Annotated in this window: 23 protein-coding genes; 15 read left to right on the top strand and 8 right to left on the bottom strand. The window is 35.4% G+C overall.

The window, feature by feature from the left end; genetic code table 11:
- The first annotated feature begins 20 nt into the window (after positions 1-20).
- From iolD to KM885_RS00885, 5 genes are all read left to right on the top strand, one after another.
- On the top strand, positions 21-1934 hold the full coding sequence (gene iolD / locus KM885_RS00905; protein ID WP_216883421.1) for a 3D-(3,5/4)-trihydroxycyclohexane-1,2-dione acylhydrolase (decyclizing): 1914 nt from the start codon (positions 21-23) through the stop codon (positions 1932-1934).
- Between the two features lie 243 nt (positions 1935-2177).
- Entirely contained in the window at positions 2178-3074 is an 897-nt protein-coding gene (gene iolE, locus KM885_RS00900) for a myo-inosose-2 dehydratase (protein WP_216883420.1), read from the top strand.
- Positions 3075-3123: 49 nt separating this feature from the next.
- Complete coding sequence (locus KM885_RS00895) at positions 3124-3978, top strand: sugar phosphate isomerase/epimerase family protein (RefSeq protein ID WP_216883419.1); 855 nt, start codon at positions 3124-3126, stop codon at positions 3976-3978.
- A 30-nt stretch (positions 3979-4008) separates the two neighbouring features.
- Positions 4009-4872 (top strand): class II fructose-1,6-bisphosphate aldolase, encoded by an 864-nt coding sequence (gene fba / locus KM885_RS00890; RefSeq protein ID WP_216883418.1) that lies wholly within the window; start codon positions 4009-4011, stop codon positions 4870-4872.
- 324 nt (positions 4873-5196) lie between these two features.
- Positions 5197-6132 (top strand): aldo/keto reductase, encoded by a 936-nt coding sequence (locus KM885_RS00885; protein WP_216883417.1) that lies wholly within the window; start codon positions 5197-5199, stop codon positions 6130-6132.
- A 172-nt stretch (positions 6133-6304) separates the two neighbouring features.
- Here KM885_RS00885 and KM885_RS00880 read toward each other — a convergent pair whose 3' ends face one another.
- The 4 genes from KM885_RS00880 to KM885_RS00865 all read right to left on the bottom strand — a co-directional run bounded on the left by KM885_RS00880 (position 6305) and on the right by KM885_RS00865 (position 12161).
- A complete protein-coding gene (locus KM885_RS00880; RefSeq protein ID WP_216883416.1) occupies positions 6305-6691 on the bottom strand; it encodes a hypothetical protein in 387 nt (128 codons plus the stop codon).
- Positions 6692-8017: 1326 nt separating this feature from the next.
- Complete coding sequence (locus KM885_RS00875) at positions 8018-9271, bottom strand: C40 family peptidase (protein WP_240473207.1); 1254 nt, start codon at positions 9269-9271, stop codon at positions 8018-8020.
- A gap of 190 nt (positions 9272-9461) precedes the next feature.
- On the bottom strand, positions 9462-10661 hold the full coding sequence (locus KM885_RS00870; protein WP_060667748.1) for a CynX/NimT family MFS transporter: 1200 nt from the start codon (positions 10659-10661) through the stop codon (positions 9462-9464).
- A 279-nt stretch (positions 10662-10940) separates the two neighbouring features.
- On the bottom strand, positions 10941-12161 hold the full coding sequence (locus tag KM885_RS00865) for an EAL domain-containing protein (RefSeq protein WP_216883415.1): 1221 nt from the start codon (positions 12159-12161) through the stop codon (positions 10941-10943).
- Positions 12162-12310: 149 nt separating this feature from the next.
- On the opposite strand from KM885_RS00865, the gene purU reads away from it, so the two are divergent.
- Complete coding sequence (purU, locus tag KM885_RS00860) at positions 12311-13210, top strand: formyltetrahydrofolate deformylase (protein ID WP_060667747.1); 900 nt, start codon at positions 12311-12313, stop codon at positions 13208-13210.
- A gap of 211 nt (positions 13211-13421) precedes the next feature.
- A complete protein-coding gene (gene wrbA, locus KM885_RS00855; RefSeq protein ID WP_047184113.1) occupies positions 13422-14033 on the top strand; it encodes an NAD(P)H:quinone oxidoreductase in 612 nt (203 codons plus the stop codon).
- A 302-nt stretch (positions 14034-14335) separates the two neighbouring features.
- On the opposite strand, the gene KM885_RS00850 is transcribed toward wrbA, so the two are convergent.
- The gene (locus tag KM885_RS00850; RefSeq protein ID WP_165589174.1) at positions 14336-14512 is read right to left on the bottom strand and encodes a hypothetical protein; all 177 of its coding nucleotides are present in this window, start codon (positions 14510-14512) and stop codon (positions 14336-14338) included.
- A 91-nt stretch (positions 14513-14603) separates the two neighbouring features.
- On the opposite strand from KM885_RS00850, the gene KM885_RS00845 reads away from it, so the two are divergent.
- Positions 14604-15260 (top strand): hypothetical protein, encoded by a 657-nt coding sequence (locus KM885_RS00845; protein ID WP_244986862.1) that lies wholly within the window; start codon positions 14604-14606, stop codon positions 15258-15260.
- A gap of 196 nt (positions 15261-15456) precedes the next feature.
- Positions 15457-15924 carry an inner membrane protein YiaA gene (yiaA, locus tag KM885_RS00840; RefSeq protein ID WP_060667745.1) on the top strand — a complete coding sequence of 156 codons (468 nt, stop codon included), beginning with the start codon at positions 15457-15459 and terminating at the stop codon, positions 15922-15924.
- A 36-nt stretch (positions 15925-15960) separates the two neighbouring features.
- Here the strand turns inward: yiaA and KM885_RS00835 are convergent, their stop codons facing one another.
- Both KM885_RS00835 and cspD read right to left on the bottom strand, forming a co-directional pair.
- Positions 15961-16353, bottom strand: a complete 393-nt coding sequence (locus tag KM885_RS00835) for a ribonuclease HI family protein (protein ID WP_060667744.1) — start codon at positions 16351-16353, stop codon at positions 15961-15963.
- An 84-nt stretch (positions 16354-16437) separates the two neighbouring features.
- Complete coding sequence (gene cspD, locus KM885_RS00830; protein WP_047184109.1) at positions 16438-16638, bottom strand: cold-shock protein CspD; 201 nt, start codon at positions 16636-16638, stop codon at positions 16438-16440.
- A gap of 617 nt (positions 16639-17255) precedes the next feature.
- Here cspD and metA point away from each other — a divergent pair.
- The 3 genes from metA (at position 17256) to KM885_RS00815 (ending at position 18918) form a co-directional block, all read left to right on the top strand.
- Entirely contained in the window at positions 17256-18164 is a 909-nt protein-coding gene (metA, locus tag KM885_RS00825) for a homoserine O-acetyltransferase MetA (protein WP_047184108.1), read from the top strand.
- Between the two features lie 139 nt (positions 18165-18303).
- Positions 18304-18582: a DUF2187 family protein gene (locus KM885_RS00820; RefSeq protein ID WP_216883414.1), complete on the top strand. Its 279-nt coding sequence runs from the start codon at positions 18304-18306 to the stop codon at positions 18580-18582.
- 204 nt (positions 18583-18786) lie between these two features.
- The gene (locus KM885_RS00815; protein WP_083452488.1) at positions 18787-18918 is read left to right on the top strand and encodes a YuzL family protein; all 132 of its coding nucleotides are present in this window, start codon (positions 18787-18789) and stop codon (positions 18916-18918) included.
- 322 nt (positions 18919-19240) lie between these two features.
- On the opposite strand, the gene corA is transcribed toward KM885_RS00815, so the two are convergent.
- The gene (gene corA, locus KM885_RS00810; RefSeq protein WP_216883413.1) at positions 19241-20188 is read right to left on the bottom strand and encodes a magnesium/cobalt transporter CorA; all 948 of its coding nucleotides are present in this window, start codon (positions 20186-20188) and stop codon (positions 19241-19243) included.
- Positions 20189-20360: 172 nt separating this feature from the next.
- On the opposite strand from corA, the gene KM885_RS00805 reads away from it, so the two are divergent.
- The 3 genes from KM885_RS00805 (at position 20361) to larE (ending at position 25094) form a co-directional block, all read left to right on the top strand.
- Positions 20361-20723, top strand: a complete 363-nt coding sequence (locus KM885_RS00805; protein WP_216883412.1) for a recombinase family protein — start codon at positions 20361-20363, stop codon at positions 20721-20723.
- Positions 20724-21050: 327 nt separating this feature from the next.
- Positions 21051-23828 (top strand): UPF0182 family membrane protein, encoded by a 2778-nt coding sequence (locus KM885_RS00800; protein ID WP_216883411.1) that lies wholly within the window; start codon positions 21051-21053, stop codon positions 23826-23828.
- Between the two features lie 426 nt (positions 23829-24254).
- Entirely contained in the window at positions 24255-25094 is an 840-nt protein-coding gene (gene larE, locus KM885_RS00795) for an ATP-dependent sacrificial sulfur transferase LarE (RefSeq protein ID WP_216883457.1), read from the top strand.
- Positions 25095-25201 lie beyond the last annotated feature (107 nt).

Genomic DNA, 25201 nt, shown 5'->3' with positions numbered 1-25201 from the left:
GGAAAGGTTGGATTTAAAGAATGGGTAAAAAAATTAGATTAACAACTGCTCAAGCATTAGTTAAATTTCTAAATCAACAATATATCCATGTGGATGGGGAAGAATTTCCTTTCGTAGAGGGAGTCTTCAATATATTTGGACACGGTAATGTTCTTGGGATTGGTCAAGCTCTTGAACAAGAAGCTGGTCACTTAAAAGTAATCCAAGGTAAAAACGAACAAGGAATGGCTTTAGCAGCAGTCGCTTATAGTAAACAAATGTTACGCCGTAAAATTTATGCGGTGACAACATCGGTAGGGCCTGGATCTGCTAATTTAGTTACTGCAGCAGGTACTGCTCTTGCCAATAATATTCCCGTCCTATTCTTACCAGGAGATACTTTTGCAACGAGACAACCAGATCCAGTATTACAACAAGTAGAACAGGAATATAGTGCAGCAATTACAACTAACGATGCATTAAAACCAGTTTCTAGATATTGGGATCGTGTAACTAGACCTGAACAGTTAATGTCTAGTCTAATCCGTGCATTTGAAGTGATGACAAATTCTGCAACTGCTGGTCCTGTAACGGTTGCTATTTCCCAAGATGTAGAGGGAGAGGCATACGATTATGATGAAGCTTTCTTTAAAAAACGTGTTCATTATTTAGACCGTAAAGCACCGGTAGAAAGAGAGATTCAAGGTGCAATAGAATTAATTAAAGCAAGTAAAAAGCCGCTTATTTTAGTCGGTGGCGGTGCAAAATATTCGGGTGCTCGTGAAATATTAATGGAACTATCCGAAAAACATCATATTCCATTAGTAGAAACGCAAGCCGGAAAATCTACAGTTGAAGCAACATTTAAGAATAATCTAGGCGGAATGGGTGTTACTGGCACACTTTCTGCAAATAAAGCTGCGAAACAAGCTGACTTAATTATTGGTATTGGTACGAGATATACAGACTTTGCGACATCTTCCAAAACTGCTTTTGATTTTGATCAAGCCAAATTCTTAAATATCAATGTTAGTCGTATGCAATCTTATAAATTAGATGCTTTCCAAGTAGTAGCAGATGCGAAAACAACTCTAGAACAATTGGCGCCATTATTGGAAGGATATGTTTCCGAATTTGGTGATATCATTTCAGAACTTAAAGCGGAATGGTTAAATGAACGCAACCGTTTAGCAAACGTTGAATTTAATCGTGAATCCTTTGACCCAGAAATTAAAGACCATTTCTCTCAAGAAGTGCTTAACGAATATGCAGATGCTCTAGGTACAGAACTTGCGCAAACAACCGCACTCCTTGCGGTAAATGAAGCGGTAGATCCAGATAGTAACGTCATTACATCGGCAGGTTCTCTTCCAGGAGACATGCAACGAATTTGGAATCCAGCTGTTCCAAATACGTACAGTGTGGAGTACGGTTATTCTTGTATGGGGTACGAGATTTCTGGTGCGTTAGGAATCAAACTAGCTGAACCTGAAAAAGAAGTCTATTCCTTTGTTGGTGATGGAAGTTTTCTCATGCTTCATTCCGAATTGGTTACATCTATTCAATATAACCAAAAAATCAATGTCGTTTTATTTGATAACTCCGGATTTGGTTGTATCAATAACCTTCAAATGGGGAATGGAATGGGAACCTATTTCACAGAATTCAGAACCCATGATAATCAAATAATGAATATCGATTATGCAAAAGTAGCAGAAGGTTATGGTGCAAAAGTTTATCGTGTCAATACTGCCAGTGAACTAAAAGCTGCAATTGAAGACGCGAAGAAACAAACTGTATCTACTTTAATTGAAATTAAAGTATTGCCTAAGACTATGACGGAGGGTTATGAAAACTGGTGGCATGTAGGTAATGCTGAGGTTTCCGAATCACCAAGTATTCAGAAAGCCTATGAAGAAAATAGTAAAATGCTTGAAAAAGCAAAACAGTACTAAATATATATACTTTATCCCACCTTTACGGGCAGTAAGACTCCCACCTCAAGCTAACGGGGAACAGAGAAGCTAAGTGGGAGATCAACTGCCCGTAAAGGTACGATAAGTGCGACTAACCATCAATGGGGACAGGTGGAAAATCCCCACTGATGGAAGTTTTCTTTATCCGACAACGATTCCTTTGTTGTCGGAAACTATCATACTAGCTTAGAAATCTAACGTACGAAAAAGAGGCGAAGAACGATGACTAACAAAATTCATTGGGGAATTGCACCTATTGGTTGGAGAAATGATGATATTCCCGAAATTGGTCAAGACAATACATTAGGGCATCTGTTAGGAGATATTGTAATAAGTGGATTTGAAGGAACAGAAGTTGGGGGATTTTTTCCAGAACCTGATGTTTTAAATAAGGAAGTTCAATTACGTGACCTTAAAATAGCAAGTAAATGGTTTTCTAGTTACATTATTCGTGATGGTATTGAAGAAGCTTCAAAAGCATTTCATGATCACTGCGATTACTTACAAAAAGTAAATGCAGATGCAGCCGTTGTTTCTGAACAAACACATAGCGTTCAAGGTTTACGAGATACAGATGTTTTTGCTAATAAACCATATTTTTCGGATGAAGAATGGGATTTATTATGTGAAGGATTAAATGAACTTGGGAAAATTGCCAAGGCATATAATCTAAAACTAGCATATCACCATCATATGGGAACTGGAGTGCAAACATTAGAAGAAGTAGATCGTTTAATGGAGAATACAGATCCAAATCATGTTCATCTATTATATGATGCTGGTCATATTTTTGTTTCAGATGGTGACTATATGACACTTTTAACCAAACATATGGATCGCATTAAACATGTACATTTTAAAGATGTAAGAGAAAATATAATGAAACAATGTAAAGAAGAGGGTAAATCCTTCTTAGGTTCTTTCCTAGAGGGAATGTTCACTGTACCAGGAGATGGCGTAATTGACTTTACGGAAATTTACCAGTTTCTGATTGACAACGATTACAAAGGCTGGATTGTCATTGAAGCAGAACAGGATCCTGCCAAAGCCCATCCATTAGAATATGCACTTAAAGCAAGGAAATATATTGACGAGAATTTACTTCAAAAAAAGTTGTAACGAACTAATTATAAATTTATCCCCTTGGAAGATAGTTGAGGTGTAGAGGATGAAATTAGCTTATAATGTCGCAACTACGAAAGGAAATGCAACGTTAGAACAAGACTTGGAACTTTGCGAAAAGTATGGATTTGACTTTATTGAAATTCAAATGTGGAAATTACCTGCCTATTTAGAGAATCATAGTCTCGATGATTTAGCAGGGTTTTTCCGTACTCATCATTTGAAATTACTTTCACTTAACGCGTTAGAGTTTTTTAACAATCGATCTAAAGAAGATGAGGAACAAATTATTCAAACATTTAAGGAATGGCTCGAGATTGGGAAAAAATTAGGTGCACCATATATTGTGGCTGTCCCTAACATAACTGAGGAAAAGATCCTGCTTGAAGACATTAAGAAAAGTTGTGTCAAAATGTTAAGGGAGTTCTCTGATTTAGCTAAAGGTTATGGGATTAAAATAGCTTTTGAATTTATCGGTCACCCCCAAGCTACTGTAAATACGTTTAAGCAAGGATATGAAATTGTACAAGAAGTTAATCGTGATAATGTCGGGTTGGTACTAGATTGTTTCCATTTCCATGGTATGGGTTCTAGATTAGATGAATTAAAACAGGCGGATGGTTCAAAAATTTTCCTTTTACACATCGATGATACAGATGATTATCCAATCGGAATTTTAAGAGACGAAGATCGCTGCTGGCCAGGACAAGGTGCAATTGATTTAGATGGAATTTTATCTACTTTAAAAGAAATTGGATTCCATGGCGAGGCTTGTTCCATCGAATTATTTAGACCGGAATATTATAAAATGAATCCCGAAGAAGTGATTAAAACATCGAAAGAAACGATGGTAGATGTGCTTTCCAAACATTATGAAGTAAAGGGGTCCATTAATCAATAATATTTTTTAAAAACGAGAGAAGTGATATAAATGTTTGTTTCTATGAAAGAACTTCTTAATGAAGCAAAAAATAAGTATGCTATTGGTCAATTTAATATGAATAATTTTCAATGGGTTCAGGCTATTTTAAAAGCAGCAGAAGAAGAAAAATCACCCGTTATTATCGCTTCCTCAGATAGAATCGTGGATTACTTAGGTGGTTTTCGCTTAATTGCCTCAACTGTTGAAAAAATGATAGAAGAAATGAATATTACAGTACCTGTTGTGATGCATCTTGATCACGGCTTAAGTGTAGAAAGATGTAAGGAAGCCATTGATGCTGGTTATAGTTCTGTAATGTTTGATGGCTCGAAATATTCAATTGAACAAAACATCAAAATGACAAGTGAAGTTGTTGCATATGCAAGTAGAAAAGGTGTTTCAGTTGAAGCTGAAGTAGGTTCTGTTGGTGGAACAGAAGATGGTGTAACTGGTGGAGTAGAATATGCTAGTCCAATAGAATGCGAACGTTTAGTGAAAGAATCAAAGGTAGATGCTTTAGCTGCGGCGCTTGGATCGGTACACGGTCCATATCAAGGAGAGCCTAAATTAGGTTTTGACGAAATGAAAGAAATCTCAGAGCTAACGGATGTTCCATTAGTATTACACGGTGGTTCTGGAATTCCGGATTATCAAATTAAAAAATGTATTGAATTAGGACACGCTAAAATTAATGTAAATACAGAATGCAATGTAGCATGGGCTGAAACAGTACGCCAAATTCTTACAAATGACAAAGAGTTGTTCAACCCACAATCTATCCTAATACCTGCAATGGATGCTATAACAGAAGTGGTAAAAGAAAAAATGCAATTATTCGGATCCTCTAATAGAGTAAAACAATTGATAAGATAGATGGATGGGTTACAATGGAGAAGGGGATGTTTTATCCCAACTAAACGGGAAGTAAGGCTGCCACACCAAGCTTTTTGTAAAAAAGAAGATCAACTACACTAAAGATGCGATAAGTGCGACTAACTATCAGTGGGGGATGAAGGAAAAATCCCACTGATGGAAGTCTTCTTTACGCAGCTTCTTCTTTTGGCAGTTAGAGAAAAAATCTTTCCCGTCTAGGGGTCCGATTACTCGCCGTATAAGTGCAACTAAGGCATTCACCTAACCTAATAGCGATTGCTAAGTTGCTAAGTTAAGTTTTAAGTGAGGGAAGGAATGATAGGAATGACAAAAGTAAAATTAGGTAAAACGGATTTATGGGTTAACCCAATTGGACTTGGCACAAATGCTGTTGGTGGCCATAACCTATATCCGAATTTGGATGAACAAGTAGGTATTGATCTAGTGAAAGCCGCAATCAATCATGATATGAATTTCATTGATACAGCATTCATCTATGGAATTGGTCGTTCAGAGGAATTAGTTGGTCAGGCTATTAAGGAAACAGGTAAGCGTAGTGAAGTAGTACTTGCAACTAAAGGTGCTCAACGTATTGTGGATGGAAAAGTAGAAATTGATAATTCGCCAGAATTCATGAAGCAATCGGTTGAAGCTAGCTTAAAACGTTTAGATACGGATTATATTGACTTGTACTATATTCATAATCCCGATGGTAAAACTCCACTTTATGAGGCGGTAGGAGCCCTACAAGAACTAAAAGATGCTGGGAAAATTCGTGGAATCGGAACATCTAATTTAACGCCTGCACAACTTGAGGAAGCAAACAAAGATGGCTATGTAGATGTATTCCAGGGAGAGTATAACTTATTAGCTCGTGGTGCGGAGAATGACTTTTTCCCATATACGTTAGAACATAATATTGCTTTTATTCCATTTTTCCCATTAGCTGCTGGAATCTTAGCAGGGAAATATAATAAAAACACAAAATTCCCAGCTGATGATTTAAGACATAACATGCCACATCTTCAAGGTGAAGCTTTCGTACAAAACCTAGAAAAAGTAGAAGTGTTACGTAACATTGCGAATGAAAAAGATGCTGAAGTCGCTTCTATAGTTCTTGCATGGTATTTGACCCAAGACGCGATAACCGCTGTTATTCCAGGTGCGAAAAACCCAGAACAGGTATTGAAAAATCAAAAGACACTGGACGTTACTCTTACTGAGGATGAAATAGAGGAAATTAATCGTGTTTTCAGCTAAAGTTAATATTTAAACTGTGGACTAATTACTGGCCGTGATGGTCCGATAAGCGCGACTAACCATTAGTGGGGGATGAAGGAAAACCCCCACTGATGGCATTCTTCTTTATCCGCCTTAACTGGTTGGATGCCCCCTACTGAATGAGTTTCACTTTATTACGAAACAAGCCTTTTTATTTAACCGCTTTTACAGTGATTGCTTTCGTATAATTATTCGTAAGACATCCTTCGATATCACTTTTCTTAAGCAAACCTAACTCAATGGCGGCATGAATCTTTTCGCTATCTGGTGTTTTAACGATTTGAATTAAATCATTCATATTTAATTCTTCTAGTTTTTCCACGGTATCCTTCTCCGCCCACTTTTCTGTTTTCCGAACTTGTCTTTGTAGTTTATATTGTTCTTTGATTAATTCGCTTTTTTCGTTCTCCCCATACTCATTATCAAAATATGTATGAAAGATCTTCTTTAATTGGTTAATTTCTGCTTCGATTTTTTTCTTTACCAGATTTAACTCATAATATCTTTCTACCATTTCCTTTGTGATTAGCTCTTCCATTTTAACTCCTCCTTTGAAATTGTTAATAAATTCTATGGAAATGGAAGGGGGAATATGTCATAGGAATAAACTTGAGTTAATTGCTGGGAAAACATCTTCTTATGCATCTATCCAAATGCCTTGCGAATGCCAGTGTACCCATTCAAGGAAATATTAAAATAGGACATACTCATGTAGAAATGCTGCTTGAAAATAAGGATAATAAATATGATGGGATAATTAAACAATATTCACTTGATTAATATAAAGTTATCTAATCTATAAAAAAAAGGTTTTTAAAAAAATCCGGTGAAGATGACACTACGATGTTTCTAGCTGGCAATAGCGCATTTAGCCGACTTCGAACCTTTTTATCCTCCTTTTTGAACACCTACTAAAAAAGTAAAAATGGAATTAAAATAATAAACTTTTAGAATTCAATTGACAATTCACTTTTATATACTATAATAAAGATAATAGGTACTAAGGAGGAGATAAACTTACATAAAAAACAGAAAGATAGGATATTCAAACTATTACTTTAAAACTAATAATTGTCGGAATGGATGTATTGCCTCATTTGCCTCGAATGCCAGTACAGTACTGTGTAGAGTGAATGGACAATATTTCAGTATTATGACGTTACATCATTGTAACCGTCAAACCTCTGAATAAAAGATTTCTACTAATTATTCACCGTTTACTCCTTTTTAACACTTTATTCTTGGCCTTCAAAGAACAACTTCTGTCAAAATACTAAATATCCATTTCACATATTCAAACTATTCTAAGGGACCTTTTGTAAAATTAAATAGAATAATATTATTTTCATAATCATACTTATCATTTATCAATAACATCAGAAAGAATACTGGCTGATTCTATGAATTAGTTGTTATTTGTATGCGGTAAAAATAATACTTATTACCTTCGTTTCATATTTTTGGTCAAAGATGAAAAGGTGTTCCTTAGAAAGTTAGCCCACATTCTTCTTACATAACCTCCAAGTCATAAGTGAAAAAGATAGTAGTACCTAACTGCTGTCTCTTCGTTAAATAAAACAAAAGCTGTCGTCCCCCGACAGCTTTTGTTTTTTATCTTTAGTTAATGTTTTATCCCACCTAAACGAGCAGTAAGACTCCCACCTCAAACTTCTGGGGAAACAAAGAAAGTAAGTGGGAGATCAACTTCCCGTAAAGGTCCGATAAGTACGACTAACTATCAGTGGGGGATGAAGAGGAAAACCCCACTGATGAAAGTCTTCTTTACCCCAGCTAAACTGGGATTACCCAAAAGAAAAACGAACACCCTCGATCAGATACTAACGAAGATGTTCGTTTTCTAACTTTAATAAAATCGTTTAAAACTATCGAAATGCTTACTCCAATAAGGATTATCTAAACTTACAATAGATACACCGGAACTTGTACCAGCTTGGAGGAATTTATTATCTCCAAGATAGATTCCCATATGAGAAATACCAGATCGATAAGTTCCTGAAAAGAAGACTAAATCCCCAACTTGTGGATTGTTCACGTAATAAGAGCGTTCAAAATAACCATCCGTAGAAAGACGATTTATTTTCTTTCCAGCTTGATTGTATACGTAATAAATAAATCCGCTACAGTCAAATCCACTAGTAGTTGTACCGCCCCATTTGTAAGGGATGCCTATTAAACTTTTTCCAACACTAACTAGTTTGTTAACATCGTAGTCTACATTTGTATTTGTAGAAGAGCCAGTCTTTGTACTTTTTACAGAACCAGTTGATTTCTCTTTCGTAGCACCAATGCTTAATTTTTGTCCAATGTATATCATATCAGACGATAAGCTATTCCATTTCTTAAGATTAGCGACACTAACCCCATGTGCCTTACCAATTTTAGAAAGGGTATCTCCTGATTTGACCGTATATACAGAAGCTTTATTTCCATCTTGTTTACTAGCCGAAGATGATGTACTAGTTGAAGAATTGTTACTAGATTTACCAGCTATGTTTAATTTTTGACCAACATAGATCAAATCAGAACTTAGATTATTCCATTTCTTTAGATTAGCTACAGAGACATTATACTTTGCACCGATCTTAGAAAGAGAGTCTCCAGCTACAACGGAATAAACAGTAGAAGAGCTGACTTTAGTTTCTTTTTTTCCGCTTGTTTTCGTATTTTGAGATTCTTGTTTACTTACAGTTAGCACATTTCCAGGGAAGATAAGAGTAGTATCTAATCCATTCCATTTCATTAAATTAGTAAGGGATATATTATGTCTTGACGCAATTCCACTTAAAGTGTCCCCAGCTTTAACTGTATATGTATTAGAAGTGCTTTTTGAGCTTTCTTGTTTTTTCGATGCAGTATCCTTGGCTGAAGAACTTGCTGAACCTGTTTCTAGTACTTGATTTGGAAAAATCAAATCCGAGGTTAAGTTATTTATCTTTTTCAAATTCGTTACTGTTGTATTGTGTTTCTGAGCAATAGTCCAAAGTGAATCTCCGCTCTGTACCTTATGAGATGCTGCTTCAACTTGATCCGCTCCGACCATAGCCGATGCAATTGCTGCACCTGCTGTAACCGACATGATTACTTTTTTATTCGCCAATTTTCACTTTCCTCCTACTAAACTTGTCAATAATAAATCTATTATACCATTTTTTTCTAAAAATAGTAGAATTATCTAGGAGAATTTAGTATAGAATTTAATTGAAAAAGTAGAATTATAGGTTTTAGGCGATTGTACCGCACATAAAAAAGGAATCAACTAACATGTTAATTCCTTTCAATCTAAAAACTTATACATATTTATTACGGCCTGCACCTAGTCCAAATATAAGAACAATTACAGAGTCTATTAAGATGACAATTAAAGGAAGCGTCCATCCATTGGAAATATCGTTCAGAAAACCGATTAATAACGGACCTGTTGCGGCAAGTAAATAACCTAGTGTTTGAGCCATACCTGATAATTCCGCGGCTTCAATTGCCGTTCTTGCACGAAGTCCGATTAATGTTAAAGCCAGTGAGAAAGCTCCAGCTAGCGTAAATCCGATAAATGTACAACTAATAACCATCATTGTAGTTGTTGTACCTAATAAAAGTCCCCCATAACCAAGAAACGAACTAATAATGATAGAAATAACGACTCCCTGTTGATTACGAAACTTTTCTGCTATAACTGGAACGAGAAAACTTGCAGGAAGTCCTATAAACTGTGTGAAAGATAACATCCAACCCGCTGTAGCCATACTAACCCCTTGGTCATTTAAAATGGTAGGTAACCATGAAATCGTTGAATAAAACAAAAACGACTGCGTACCCATGAATATAGCAACTTGCCAAGCTAGAGGTGATTTCCACATTTTTTTATTCGTGCGGATAAACTTTCTCTCCATATGCTGGTCAGAATTTCCCTTTCGTGCCAAATAGAAAATATTAAATAGTGCAAGAAGCGTAGGTATTCCCCATATAAATAAAGCGACTTTCCAACCGAGATTTAATCCATCCGCAATTGGAACGTTGAGACCAGAGGCAGCTGCAGCAATAACTCCCATTGCTGTTGTGTATAAACTAGTCATTAAACCTATTTTATGAGGAAACTTATCCTTAATAAAACTAGGCAATAATACATTTAATACCGCTATTCCTAGTCCGACTAATAAAGTTCCTGAAAAAAGAAGGATTACAATAGAATTGGAACGTATACTAATTCCGATAAATAACATAAGTAATCCAATTAACATTGCCCATTCATTAGATAACCGATTTGCTAAACTTGGTGCTAACGGTGACATAATCGCAAATGCAATGACTGGTAAACTTGTTAATAATCCAGCACTGGAGCTTGATAAACCAACATCTGCTTGAATAGAACCAATAATAGGCCCAACAGATGTAATAGCTGGCCTTAAATTTAATGCGATTAAAACAATACCACTAATTAATAAGAATGAATACACCTTATTTGTCTGCTGTTTTGAACGCTCTATCTCCATACCGAAAAACCCCTTTCACATTATTAACAATATAGCACATTCATTGAATCTTCAAAATAGATAAATGAAAAAGGGCTTTTGTTATAAAATTTGTATGGCGTTGGATAACTTAGGTACAGAAATAGCCACGTCCGGCTCCAGCGCCCAGCGACTAGCGAGACTTCCTTCACCTCCGTACGATAAGTCAACATCGACTCACTCCGTTCGTCGTGTTTCCTTTATCTCCTGCGGCTCAGTCCAGTCCGTACGTCGCTAAACGGGCGCTTCCACCTTTGTTTTTCACAATAGCCCTTCTTGTTCAAATAAATAATCATATGGTATATCCATAAAAATATATTTATTCTTTGAAATTGGATAAGAATAGGTACGAATTTGTTCATTTCGATCAATGTCCGTGTACAAGTTGGAGAGGATTCCTTTTTTCTCTACATTCATCCGTACAATACTTTCAAAAAAGTAAGGACGCCAACTCCAGTTTTTCTGTCTGCCCTCTGGAATTAATTCCCAATTACCTTCACGATTCTTTTCCGCATTGGAAGATAACTGTATTCCTTCATCATTACAAATATATACTCGGAAGGCGAAAGGACTACATGCATTTCCAATGGTAATTATAATTTCATCATGTGGTGCATTCGCATCTATATCTTGCAAGGTTTGCTTGAATAATTGCTGGATATCAGTAGTAAGTTGTAGTTGGGCTTTCATTTTTTTCTTTTCGTATTTAACAAATAGTTGAAAATCCCTCTCCATGATATCCTTATACGTATCTTTCTCTACAAATTGTGGATTTGACTTTGCCAAGTAACGCCCTTGATAATATCTTCCACCGTTTCGCCACGCATAATTAAATTGATTATACGTGGAGATTCCTTTAAAAAGTAATGTAGATCCCATTTTATGTGCTAACATGGAAATGGAATAATGGACATCATTATATAAGTGTGGCAACGCATCTTCTTTCAAAAAGCTGACATCGATTTTAATGATATTTGGTTCGAAATAAGTAAGTTTATCCAAATTCCCGCTTGTTTTTCCGACATCATCAAAAGCGATTTGGATTCCTAGAGTTTTTATGTATTTAAATAAGGAATTGAGAGAATATACTTCTTCTGTTATTTGTTTTTCCTTCAATTCTAGAACAATCTTACTTAGATCGAGCCCTTTACTTTCGTAGGATTGTAAAAGCGAAAGGATCGTCTCACCATCGTCTTCATAAAGTAATTCCGCATCGTAGCTGAAAAATAAAAGGACGGTTTTATCAGTTTCTAAATAATAATCTAGTGCTTTTTGTTGGATACAAGTAATGACTTCTAATCGGAAATCATGTGGGATGGAACTATCTTTGAAAAACCAATCTAGACGTTGTTTTTCACCATCCTCGGTTAAGTAATAAGCTTTTAATTCGTAGCCAATCACTTTACGAGTATCTGCACTTACAATAGGTTGATAATATGGAATAACGTGGTCTAAATTCATCATGATATCTAATGGATCCACTTCTAGTCCCCCCAAACTTGCAACAATTTAATAGATATTATAACAAACATAATGAACATCGTCTTGACTAGAGAACGAGAATTTCATAAAGTAATATTAGAAAGCGTTATTACGCGATCGAGTACACGGAAAATAATGAGGTATTTAATATGAATAGTTATATGCAAGATAGAATTAAAGGTTTTACAGAAAAAAATGAAAACAAAGCACGCTTTTTAATTAAATGTCCCGATCAACCAGGGATTGTTTCTACTGTTTCGGAATTTTTATTTAAACAAGGGGCGAATATTGTCGAATCTGACCAATATACAATGGATCCAGAGGGTGGACAATTTTTTATGCGAATTGAATTTGAATGTCCTAACCTTATGAAAAATGCCAATAAAATAGAAAAAGATTTTCAACCAATTGCGGAAGAATTTCATATGGATTGGAGAATTATGTATGTTAGTCAATTGAAGAATGTGGCGATTTTCGTATCGAAGGAACCACATTGTTTACTAGAATTATTATGGGAATACCAAAGTGGAGATTTAATGGCTAATATTGCATTAGTTATAAGTAATCATGATACATGTCGTGAAATGGTGGAATCCCTTGGAATTCCTTTTTACCATATTCCTGCTAATAAGGACATTCGACAAGAAGTTGAAGAAAAACAGAAGCAATTACTAAAAGAGTATGAAGTCGATTTAATTGTACTAGCTCGCTACATGCAAATTCTAACAGATGACTTTGTGAAAAATTTTAAAAACCAAATTATCAATATTCATCATTCCTTCTTACCTGCATTTATTGGGGCGAAACCGTACGAACGTGCTTATGCTCGGGGAGTAAAAATGATTGGTGCCACTTCCCATTATGTAACAGGTGACCTAGATGAAGGTCCAATCATAGAACAAAATATTGGCCGTGTTGATCATCGTGATAATGCTAGCGATATGAAAAAAATCGGCCAATCCATTGAACGTAGTGTATTAGCAAGTGCAGTAAAATGGCATTTAGAAGATCGAATTATTGTTCATGAAAATAAAACGATTGTATTTTAAATAATAAACATAGCAGTTCAATTCACGTATGAGTTGAGCTGCTTATTTTTTTAAGGAAGGAAACGCTAAAGGGTAGCATTGTAATTAACTACAAATATCTCAAAGTTATATGAATCAAATAAATATTATTCCTGATAATCGGGAATAATAAAATGGTGAAATATATGGGATTAATAAAAAATACTTGGAACACCAAAGGAGAATTGAAAATATGTCAAACATTAAATTAGCTGTAATTTTTTATTCAATGGGTGGAACAAACTATCAACTATCTAAATGGGCAAAAGAAGAAGCAGAAGCTGCAGGTGCGGAAGTTCGTTTATTAAAAGTTCAAGAGTTAGCACCAGATTCGGTGGTTGAAGCAAATGCAGCTTGGAAAGCAACAGTGGAAGCTACAAAAGACGTAACGGTGGCAACTTCAGATGATTTGGAATGGGCGGATGCAATCATATTTAGTGTACCTACACGATTTGGAAATATAGCTTCTCAAATGAAACAGTTCCTAGACCTTCAAGGCGGACTTTGGGCAAATGGTAAGACGGTCAATAAGGTTGTCAGTGCGATGACTTCAGCACAGAACCCACATGGTGGTCAAGAAGCAACATTGTTATCGCTATATACTTCTATGATGCATTGGGGTGCAATCATTGCAACACCAGGTTATACAGATCCAGTCCTATTTAGTGCGGGTGGAAACCCATACGGAACAAGCGTAACAGTGGATCAAGATGGTAAAATGGTAGAAGATGTGGAAGCTGCAGTGAAACATCAGGCGAAACGTACCGTAACGGTTGCCGAATGGGTTAAAAAAGGAAAACAATAATAGATTATAAAGGGGTATAGGTTCCCTTTTTGGGTACAAAACATATTCATAGTGTTTGAACGAAAAGCAACTTGGAATCCTGGTAAACATAGATTTACCAGGATTTTAATATTATACAGAAAAACAAAGATTCTGCTATTTCGTATTTAAAGGGATTACTGTTTTTAAAATAAAAGTATATTCTTTTTTTCTTAATGATTTATACTTTTTATAACAACCCATAGAACGGAGCCAATTATGAGCCGGATTAGATTTTTTGTTTATCAATTCATATTGTTTCTAGCACTTCTTGTTCTGAATATTTATTCTGATTCATACATAAGTAAACCATTTTCGATTGTTGACATAATAGCGATATGCATCAGTTTCCCTATTTTTGTGTCAATTGTCATTCTCATAGGCATGTTGTATAAGCGCTTTAATGCTAGGTTACGAAACAAGATCTTACTTTGTGGAGCAGCCTTTATTTTGGCAATCATCGTTATAGCTACAGTAGAAAATGTTTGGTTTGAAATAAAAGGGGAGATGTTGTTTAAATAAGTTCGCTAAATACGATTAAGAGAGGAGGAATTGGATGATAAGAAGCAAATTGGCACTCATTATTTCGTTTGTTATTTTAGCTATATGTATGTCTTTATATTTCCCATTCCTAATAATGCCATGTTAGGAGCGCATTTTACATTCATGTCGTTCCCACTTAGCAATCATGATGGATATATTTTTCTTGGTATCATTGGATCCGTTTTATTTGTAATCGCCATGATATTACTTGGTATTGGCATGAAAAAATATCACTGGCGTACCATAATCATCGTTGTCCTTGTGTATTCATTTTTGCCTAATATTCTTATTACCATCTACCAAGAAACATTAGCAAGTGGCATTGCAGCCATCTCATACGATAACAATGGCGAGTGTAGTTTTGAATCTGTGGGTCAAGATCTATTGGATGGGGAATGTCATCTTGTTTTACATAATCGAAGCAATGAAGATGTGTCCTTTGAATTAGAATTTATAGATTCCCCGTACATGGAGGATGGGGTACGAATGGAGTCACTTATGAATCTGGCAGGCCCATATCCAATGACGATTGAAGCCAATCAAAAAAAGCCTATTCAATTAAAGGAACTGCTTGAAGTATCAGATGATCCTAATCATATAGAAGAAGGTACATCCTATGATGTTCATATTAAGTTAATGTACGGGAAGAAAGCACGATCTCTTTAGTTAATAGTACAATTCTTGGTTATTCTTTTGCCTAAATAATTAAAATAAAATTATCTTACATTTATTGGTAGCAAATCCATATAATGTATTACCACTTTTGCATAAGATAAACTATCAAGAATTTAATGTATGTTCTAAGTGGGGTATTAGAGCAGCTTAAGAGTCGGTCGTAAATAAAAAATGGGGGGAATCATTCATGGAACGTCAAGATGAGGGATTATTAAATAAAGAAAGCGATGTAAAAATAAAAGAGGAAAGAAGAGAGGGGGAACCGACCTCAGCTTTCAAAGGGGCGTCTTGGGCAGCGCTTTTAATAGGTGTTGCAGCTTATCTAATTGGTTTATTCAATGCTGAAGCAATGCAGCTAAACGAAAAGGGATATTACTTTGCAGTATTAGTATTCGGACTTTATGCAGCAGTATCCTTACAAAAAGCAGTAAGGGATAAAGATGAGGGAGTACCAGTTACTAGTATTTATTATGGTATTAGTTGGTTGGCACTGATTATCGCAATTGCATTAATTGGTATTGGACTATTCAATGCAGGAAGTATGGTCTTAAGTGAGAAAGGATTCTATGGAATGGCATTTGTTCTCAGCATATTTGCAGCTATCACCGTTCAAAAGAATATTAGAGATACACAGAAAGCAAGAGAAAGAGATTGATCACTAATTAATGGGCAGTTCTAAATAGAAACTGCCCTATTTTTGATCTTGAATTGCCTTTCTTGCCAACCTATCCGCATTTCCATTTTGTTTTTCTGGTATCCATTTAATAAAAACATAAGCAAAATGGGTGGATAGTTCTCTAACCTTTTCTAACAGAGGTAGAAATGTTTTGTTTTTCGTATAATCACGGTCAATGGTATTTACGACGATTTGGGAATCCGATCGAAATGATAAAATTTCACCTGGAAACTCATTTTTACAGATTTCCAAAGCTTTAATAACGGCATAAAACTCGGCCTCATGGTTTGATAAATCTTTTAAAGGTATGGCATATTCATATTGTTTTTTATTTGCTTTTATGTATATACCAGCCCCGCTAGGCCCAGGATTTCCACTAGACGCCCCATCCGTGTATATTTCTATCAATTTTTTCACCTTCTTAAAATATAATAGGAAGATAAATAAAAAGCCCTTCTCAATAATGAGAAGAGCTTTTTATGTGAATGCAACTTATAGTTTTGTAACGTTAGCTGCTTGTGGTCCACGGTTACCTTCTTCGATATCGAAAGAAACTTCTTGACCTTCTTCTAAAGTTTTGAAACCGTCGCCTTGGATTGCTGAGAAGTGTACGAATACGTCGTCTCCACCTTCAACTTCGATAAATCCAAAACCTTTTTCTGCGTTAAACCATTTTACTGAACCTTTGTTCATAGAAAATTCCTCCATGTGCTCACGGCACGTTTATTACTAATTTCTGTTCTAGATAACCAAGACCATAATTACTTTGAAGAAGTATTTAAGTACTTGGCAGAAAGGAAAGCATGAGACCTTCTTTCTGCTTAAGTGCAACTAGGCATTCACCTAAGGCTTGGCGAATGCCAAGTTTTCTAATATTGCACACGAACATCAATAAGTTAATAATAGTATATCACAATCCTATATATAAATATACATAAATTTTATAAAAAATCTTTCAGTAAAATATGGAAGGATTTTTATCACCTAGTTTTCACTTTTTTCTAATTCCAATTGTCCTTCCCAATTCTATTGGCTTTTCGAAAGAAGTTTGTTTTTCTACATATGTTTGAATGGCTTTCATAATTTTAGCGGGAAATTTACAAGACCTTCTTATTGTTTCATCAATCCCGATTATAATAGGGAATGGGAGTTAAACCAAGGGAAGTGAATTTTTACTTCTCTTCTGTTATTTAGACTGTAAAAGATATTTTTCGACAAAAATGTATAGGAATCGAAGGGTGACATGGGGCTACTTTAAATTTATAATGGAATATAACATTCAGATAATTTGGGGAAGGGAGAAATGTTCGTTGCCGATTAATATACCAAAACAATTGCCAGCCCGTGAACTATTAAATAAGGAAAAAATATTTGTAATGGATGAGGATAGGGCGCTTACACAAGATATCCGTCCACTTAATATATTAATTTTAAACTTAATGCCTGAAAAAGAAAAAACAGAATTACAGTTACTTCGACTATTGGGTAATACGCCATTACAAGTAAATATTACTTTTTTAAGGACAGCGACCCATCGCTCTACTCATGTGAGTAGTTATCATTTAGATTCCTTCTATACAACTTTTGAAAAAGTAAAGAATAATCGATATGACGGATTAATTATTACTGGTGCACCCATTGAGCATTTGGAATTTGAGAAAGTAAATTATTGGAATGAACTTACTCAAATTATGGATTGGGCAAAGGAAAATGTTACATCGACATTAAACATTTGTTGGGGAGCACAAGCCGCATTGTACTATCATTACGGAATTGAGAAATATGATTTACCTAGGAAATGTTTCGGGGTATTCGAACATACCATAGCAGATCCAACAGTAAAATTAGTGAGAGGATTTGATGAAGTATTCCAAGCTCCACATTCTCGGCATACCGGTAATTCAAAAGAAGCAATTGAATCACATCCAGATTTATTTTTACTTTCGAAATCAGAGGAAGATGCGCCGTTTATTATCATATCTAGAGATGCAAAAAACATTATGATAACTGGACATTTGGAGTACGACGCAATGACACTTTCAGATGAATATCACCGTGACCTAGAACGTGGGAAAGATATAGATATACCTGTTAATTATTTTCCTAATGATGATGTAAATAAACGTCCACTACATACTTGGCGGTCACATAGTCATCTGCTTTTCTCTAACTGGTTAAATTACTATGTATACCAACAAACACCATACGTATGGAAATAAAAGAATATAAGTTCTGTTTTTTACATAGGATGATAGTATACTTGGGATGAAACTTAAAAGCGATTAAAATACGCAGATGAATAAAAAAACAACAGCTAATGGGCAATATTGTAAAGGGATGATTTTGGGGAAAAATACAATGGGAAAAAGGGTGACTATTGTGGAGAAAGTGAAAAGGAGAAAGGTAGAAGCATTTCAAGGGGATAAAGAAAAGGCAAAGCCGGGGGATGTTGTTCAATTTTTACGAAATAATATTATTTTGGAAGGGATTGCATTACCCTCAAACGCGGAAAATAGTATCATTGTTGATTTATCATCAACGAGCTTTAAAGTACTAGAGGAAATAAATCATGGCTATTCTAATACAGTAGTAGCGCATCATAAGTATCGGGTAATAGAAAAATCTAATGAAGAGTGACTGGTAAAATGGCACTTATCATTTCCATAGCATTAAACAAGGCGATCTAACAAAATGGATCGTCTTTTCCGTTTAGATGATAGAAAAGAAAACTCTTTGCATAAGGGAATTGAGACTTTTGCCAAGATTTATAGCGAATGTCAATTTTTCTAAAGTAACATAACCACATTATTTTAAGGAACACTAACATTGGAGGTGATTACAATGTCCAAAAGAAAAGTTAATCCACTAACACATGGTTTAGGTTCACCAGATGTAGAAGGGCAAGGAACAACAAATAGGGAAACTGGAAGGAAAAAAGCTGATTCTTCCAGAAAGAAACAAAAACGTTTTTAATATCTAGTGCTATATATTTCATGGAAAAACAGGCGGGAAAATAATTCTATCTATGTTTATTATGTTCAGGCACTCATTACGTCTATGAGAGCCAGTTCTTTGGATTTTCAATTGAGTTTGGGAACTCATTACGACGATGAGCGCCCATTCCCTAGATTTTTAATTGAGTAAGGTCACTCATAACTTCAATGAGTGACCCTACTCCAAATTTTTAATCTTGTTTGGGCACTGATAACCTTAATGAGTACCCATTTTCTAGATTTTAGCCAAGTTTGGGAACTCATTTCCATTATAAGTTCCTATACTCTATATAGCTTACCTTCTAAAACCACCCTTTTTTTCTAAACCATAATATCATCATAATGGTCAAAACTATCATTAATCCAATAACGATAAAATACCCGTAATGCCATTTAAGTTCAGGCATATATGTAAAGTTCATTCCGTAAATTCCTGCGATAAAGGTTAATGGTGCAAAAATCGAAGTGATAACCGTTAAAATTTGAATCACTTGGTTTTGTTGATAGGAGTTAATGGAAATGAAATTATCTCGAATATCGTTCGTAACGTCGCGATTCGAATCAACCATTTCAGAAAGCTTGAGTAAATGGTCATAGATATCCATGAAGTATTCTCTGCGACCCTGAATACCTACGAGATGATGTGAATTTAAGATACGGTACAGCAGATCACGAATCGGATTGATTGTATGCCGTAATTTGAGTAGTTCATGTCTTAAATCGAATAATTGATCCAATAAAATATCCATGCCCAAATGATGAGGATTTTCTTCCACGACATTAATTTCTTCTTCTAAGTGGTAAATGATTGGAAAAAAGTTATCTACCACTTTATCAAAAATTTCATAAAAGACACGGAATTCATCCCAATGATCCATCTTTTCTTGTTTAATCAAGTTATTCCAAACTAAATTAACTTCGGCCAAATCGGTTAGGTGGAACGTGACAATAAAATGCTCCCCAAGAAAGAAACCAATTTCATGTTGATTATATTTCAATTCACCAACTGTATGGGTGATGACTAATGAAAAATCATCATAATAGTCCATTTTGGATCGTTGTTGTCCTTGGATGCAGTCTTCTATAGCAAGTGGATGGAAGTAGAGCACGGATTTTAATTTATCAATTTCCTCTTCAGTGGGCTTATTAAAGTCAATCCACCACCATTTATATTTATGGGTTTCGAAATTATCTAAGTCCCTTTCTAAAACTCTCTTGTTTTCAGAAGTTACAGCTAAAATCTGAATCACAGTAAAATTCCCCTCTAATATGTATTCTTCTATATCTTTTAACTATACCCTTAAAGCCTATTGGCTATTCCTTACCAATTAATCTGCCAATGGTCTGAAAAGCTTTTTTCCTGCCCATACTAGAGATTAAAACCTGATATTACTAGAGTCAGAGAAAAGGAATGGGATAACGTTGAAAAAAGCTATTCTATATATGATAAGACCGCTAGAACCTAATGAACAATTTACAAGGCAAGAGTGGACGATGAATGAACATAGTAAAAAGTTTAATATCCAAATCATAAAGAAATTCTCAGACATTGGCTATCCCGCAAGTAATTTAAAACGCCCGGCTTTACAGGAAATGATTAAATTTATGGTAAATAGTAATGAAAAAATGGACCTCATTTATTTTTATGGAATCGAACAATGTGAAAAAGATTGGATACGAATCAAGTACTTAGAATCCACCATAAGAAGCTACGTTCATGAAATTGTATTTATAAAAGATAAGTTAGTTGAAGAACATGTCATAAATAAAAGGGAAATGAGTTAACACCAAATTACCATTTATGCAGGAAGAAAGTTTAGTTTTGTCCCACCTCAAGCTTCTGGGGAAACAAAGAAGTTAGGTGGGAGATCAACTGCTCGTAAAGATCCGATAAGCGCACCTAACCATCAGTGGGGATGAAGGAGAGCCCCCGCTAATGGAAGTCTTCTTTATACCTCCTTTCTGTCGAAAAACAACTTCGAAAATCTTCCAAAAATTAAGCGACAATATACGGTATATCTGTTACGATATAAGTAGTTATCATTTTTTTGCAGGTAGGAAAGTATAAAAATCTTTCCCGTCTGTATAAGTGCAGCAAATAGGAGGTATGAGATGGCTTTTAGGGGAAGAACAGATGGTCCAAATGGTTCAAATGTAGAGCAGTTAAAAAAGATGAAAAAACTAGGTGGTCGCTCTGGTATTTTTATCGGATTTTTAGTTGTGCTATTCATTATCGTTGGACTTGGTTTAAGCTGGGTTACCGAATACATATGGATGGATTCGCTAGACTTTTCTTCTGTGTTTACCACCATATTAAGTATTAAGGTTATGCTTGGAGCTATAGGGTTTGTATTATTTGCAATTATTACGTATATTACCCTATTTTGGATAAAACGAACTTATCTTTCGCAATTTTCTATTCACCAGCTTCCACCATTTTTACAAAGAGGGAAAACATTAAACTTAATTATTTTAGCAGGAACTTTATTTGTTGGCTTAATTGGAAGTACAACGGTGCAGGGGCTTGGTTGGGAACCAGCGCTCAAAATCATGAACTATGTACCATTTGGTGAAACAGATCCATTTTTTAATCGGGATATTTCATTTTATATGTATGTCTTACCATTCTTGAAATTTGTAGTGAATCTACTATTAAGTTTAAGTATATTTGTTTTAATAGTAGAGGTTGCCGCTTATTCAGTCTTTCATATTTATCGTATGAATAAATCTGCCCAGTCACATTTATCTCTAACGGTATTAATTGTTGGGGTGTTGTTGGCAGTAACTCACGTTTTAGAACCGTTTAGTACGCTATTGACTAATCGTGTTAATATATTTCAACATAGTGTCGTGCACGGGCTAAGTTTTACAGACCGTATGGTTAATATTCCAGTATCTTACGTTCTTGCGGCATTTTCAATTATTGCTGCTGTTTGGATTATTCTTAGTTTACGTAAAGGAAGAATCCATAAGCTTATTATGCCAATAGCTATCTATTTTGGAATTATTATTTTGGGGCAAGGAGCATCATTTGTCGTTCAACAATTTATCGTTTCTCCAAACGAGTTTAATAGAGAGGCTCCGTACTTAGAACATAATTTGAATTACACTAGGGCGGCATATGGCTTAGAAGGAATGGAAGAAAAGGAACACCCTGGTAATGTTGATTCATTAAGCGAAGATTTAATTAAGCGAAATCAACTAACAATAGATAATGTACGTATTAACGATGCTAGACCACTTTTGGATGTTTATAATCAATTACAAACATTCCGTACGTATTATCAATTTAATGATATCGATATTGATCGTTATAAGATTGATGGGAAGTATCAGCAAGTATTTATCGGCGCTAGGGAATTGAATACAGAAGATTTGCCGGAGCAGGCACAAACATGGGTTAACCAAAACCTACGTTATACACATGGATATGGGATTGCAATGAGTCAAGTGAATAAAGTAACTTCTCAAGGTCAACCAGAATATTTAGTTAGAAACTTACCACCACAAGGTGCGATCGATATTGAAAAACCGCAAATTTATTTTGGGGAAGAAGATTATCGGAGTGTCATTGTCGATACAGAGGTAAATGAATTTGACTATCCAGCTGGTGAAGAGAATGTATCCACCCGCTATGAAGAAGAAGCGGGAATTCCATTAACGGGTCTAAATCGTTTATTATTTGCCATTGATGAAGGATCCATTCGTATTCTTGTGTCTGGACAAATCAATAAAGATAGTAAATTACTGCAAACACGTAACATTATGGAACGTGTAGAGCGTATTGCTCCATTCTTTGAGTATGATGATGATCCTTATGTTTTCGTACGTGATGATGGAAGTCTTGCATGGATGATAGATGCGTATCTAATTGGGGAAGGATACCCATATGCGGAAAACTTTGACGGAAGAAACAATTATATTAAAAACCCTGTTAAAGTTGTAGTCGATGCTTATACAGGAGAAACAAACTTTTATATTACTAATCCTGATGAACCGCTCGTACGGACATACCAGAATATGTTCCCGAACTTGTTCACTACGGAAATTCCTGATGATGTACGCAGTCATTTCCGTTATCCGGAGCAACTATTTAAGATTGAATCCGCGATGTATGGAACCTATCATATGACAAATCTTGAACTTTTCTATAATAGAGAAGATTATTGGCAGTTTCCAACCGAAAAATACTATAATGAAGATGTCGAAATGGAACCTTATTATACAACTATGAAACTTCCTGAATATGATGAAGAAGAGTTCATCCTTATGGTGCCATATGCTCCAAGAAACAGGCAAAATATGATTGCTTGGATGGGGGTTCGGAATGATGGGGAACACTACGGTGAAAAATTTGTTTATAGGTTCCCTAAACAAGAAAACGTTTATGGACCACAGCAAATTGAAAACCGGATAAACCAAGATAGTGTCATTTCTCAGGAATTAAACTTATGGTCACAAGGTGGATCTTCAGTCATTCGCGGAAACTTATTCGCGTTACCGATAGAAGATACGGTTCTTTATGTCGAACCTATCTACATTGAATCTTCTAACGAGACTTCTCTTCCTGAAGTGAAACAAGTCGTTGTTGCATATGGTGATCATATTGCAATGGAAGCTACGTTTGATGAAGCGTTGCAGAAGATTGTGGATCGTGTAGAAAAGGGAATTAAACCAGAAGAAGTTCCAGATGCTGACGGTGAGGTAACAGATGAGGGCAATACAGAGGAAGATCAACAAGACCAGCCAAATACGGATCCAATTCTAAATGCGGATGAAGTACTAGGTGAAGTGTCTGATCTTTTCAATCAATACCAAAAAGCACTATCTGAAGGAGACTGGCAAAAAGCCGGAGAAATAATGAGTGAGCTAGATCAAAGATTGAAATAATATAACTTTTCGACCATCAAATTAATGCAGATTTGGTGGTCGTTGTTATTTTAAATTAATTTGGTAATACATAAGGAAGGGATAAGAATATATATGAATATGTTAATAACTTGTTAAAACCAAATTCGGAAAGCGCCCGGCATTTGGTTTGACAACTAAACAAAAAGAAAGTATTTTAAAGTTATAAGATTTTAAGATTTGGAAAATAAATAAAGTGTTATTTTATCCCACCTAAACGGGCAGTAGAATCTCACCTTAATCTTCTCGGGAAACAAAGAAGGTAGTTGGGAGATCAACAGCCTGTAAAGGTCCGATAAGTGCGACTAGGCATCAGTGGGGATGGAGGAAAACTCCCATTGATGGAAGTCATCTAGATAAAAACTTACTAAGATTAAACTTCCTAAGAGGGAAAATGTGCTGAATGGAGTGACTAAGATGTTAGAAAAGAACCGTCGTTTAGGTGAAATATTAAAGAACATGGGCCGTGTAATGGTTGCGTTTTCTGGTGGTGTTGATAGTGCAGTTGTTTTAAAGCGAGCTCAACAAGAACTTGGAAATGACAATGTATTAGCTGTTGTTGTGAATTCCGAGCTATTCCGTGATTCTGAGTTTGATGCTGCTGTTGAATTTGCGGAAGACATGGGTGTCCGTGTTCATAAGACAGAAATAAAAGAATTAGAGGATTCACGAATCGTTGTAAATAATCCAGATAGCTGGTACTACAGTAAAAAATTGTTGTACACTCATCTAAATGAACTTGCGAAAGAAATGAATTTTCCATATGTATTAGATGGAATGATTATGGATGATGAAGAAGATTTCCGTCCTGGGTTAAAAGCAAGAACAGAAGAGGGCATTCGTAGTGTACTCCAAGAAGTAAATATGTATAAAACGGACGTACGTGAACTAGCAAAAGAATTAAATCTACCAGTTTGGAATAAATTAGCATCTTGTAGTCTTGCATCAAGATTCCCTTATGGAACAACATTAAATAAAAAAATCGTTAATCAAGTAAATGAAGCAGAGCTTTATCTGAAAGGCATCGGTTTTGATGAAGTTCGTGTTCGCTATCATGACAATGTTGCACGTATTGAAGTGGCAGCAGATAAAATCATTTCCTTACTTGAGAAGCGTGAGCAAATTCAACATAAACTAGTATCATTAGGATTTGATTATGTTTCTTGTGACCTAAGAGGGTATCGTACTGGTAGTATGAATGAAGTATTGTCTGAAGCTGCTAACGAGCAACTTGCAGCTAATGCTTAAATCGTGTTGATTTAGGGATCTATGGTAGCAGTTTTTAATCTCGATATAAGATTAAAAACTGCTTTTTTAGATGGATTGGAAAAGTTTTTAATGATTTACCCTATCTA

It is taken from the genome of Oceanobacillus caeni (assembly GCF_019037185.1).
Lineage (GTDB): Bacteria > Bacillota > Bacilli > Bacillales > Amphibacillaceae > Oceanobacillus > Oceanobacillus caeni.
The sequence above is the reverse complement of the archived record's forward strand: the minus strand, read 5'-3'. Positions and strand labels throughout refer to the sequence as shown.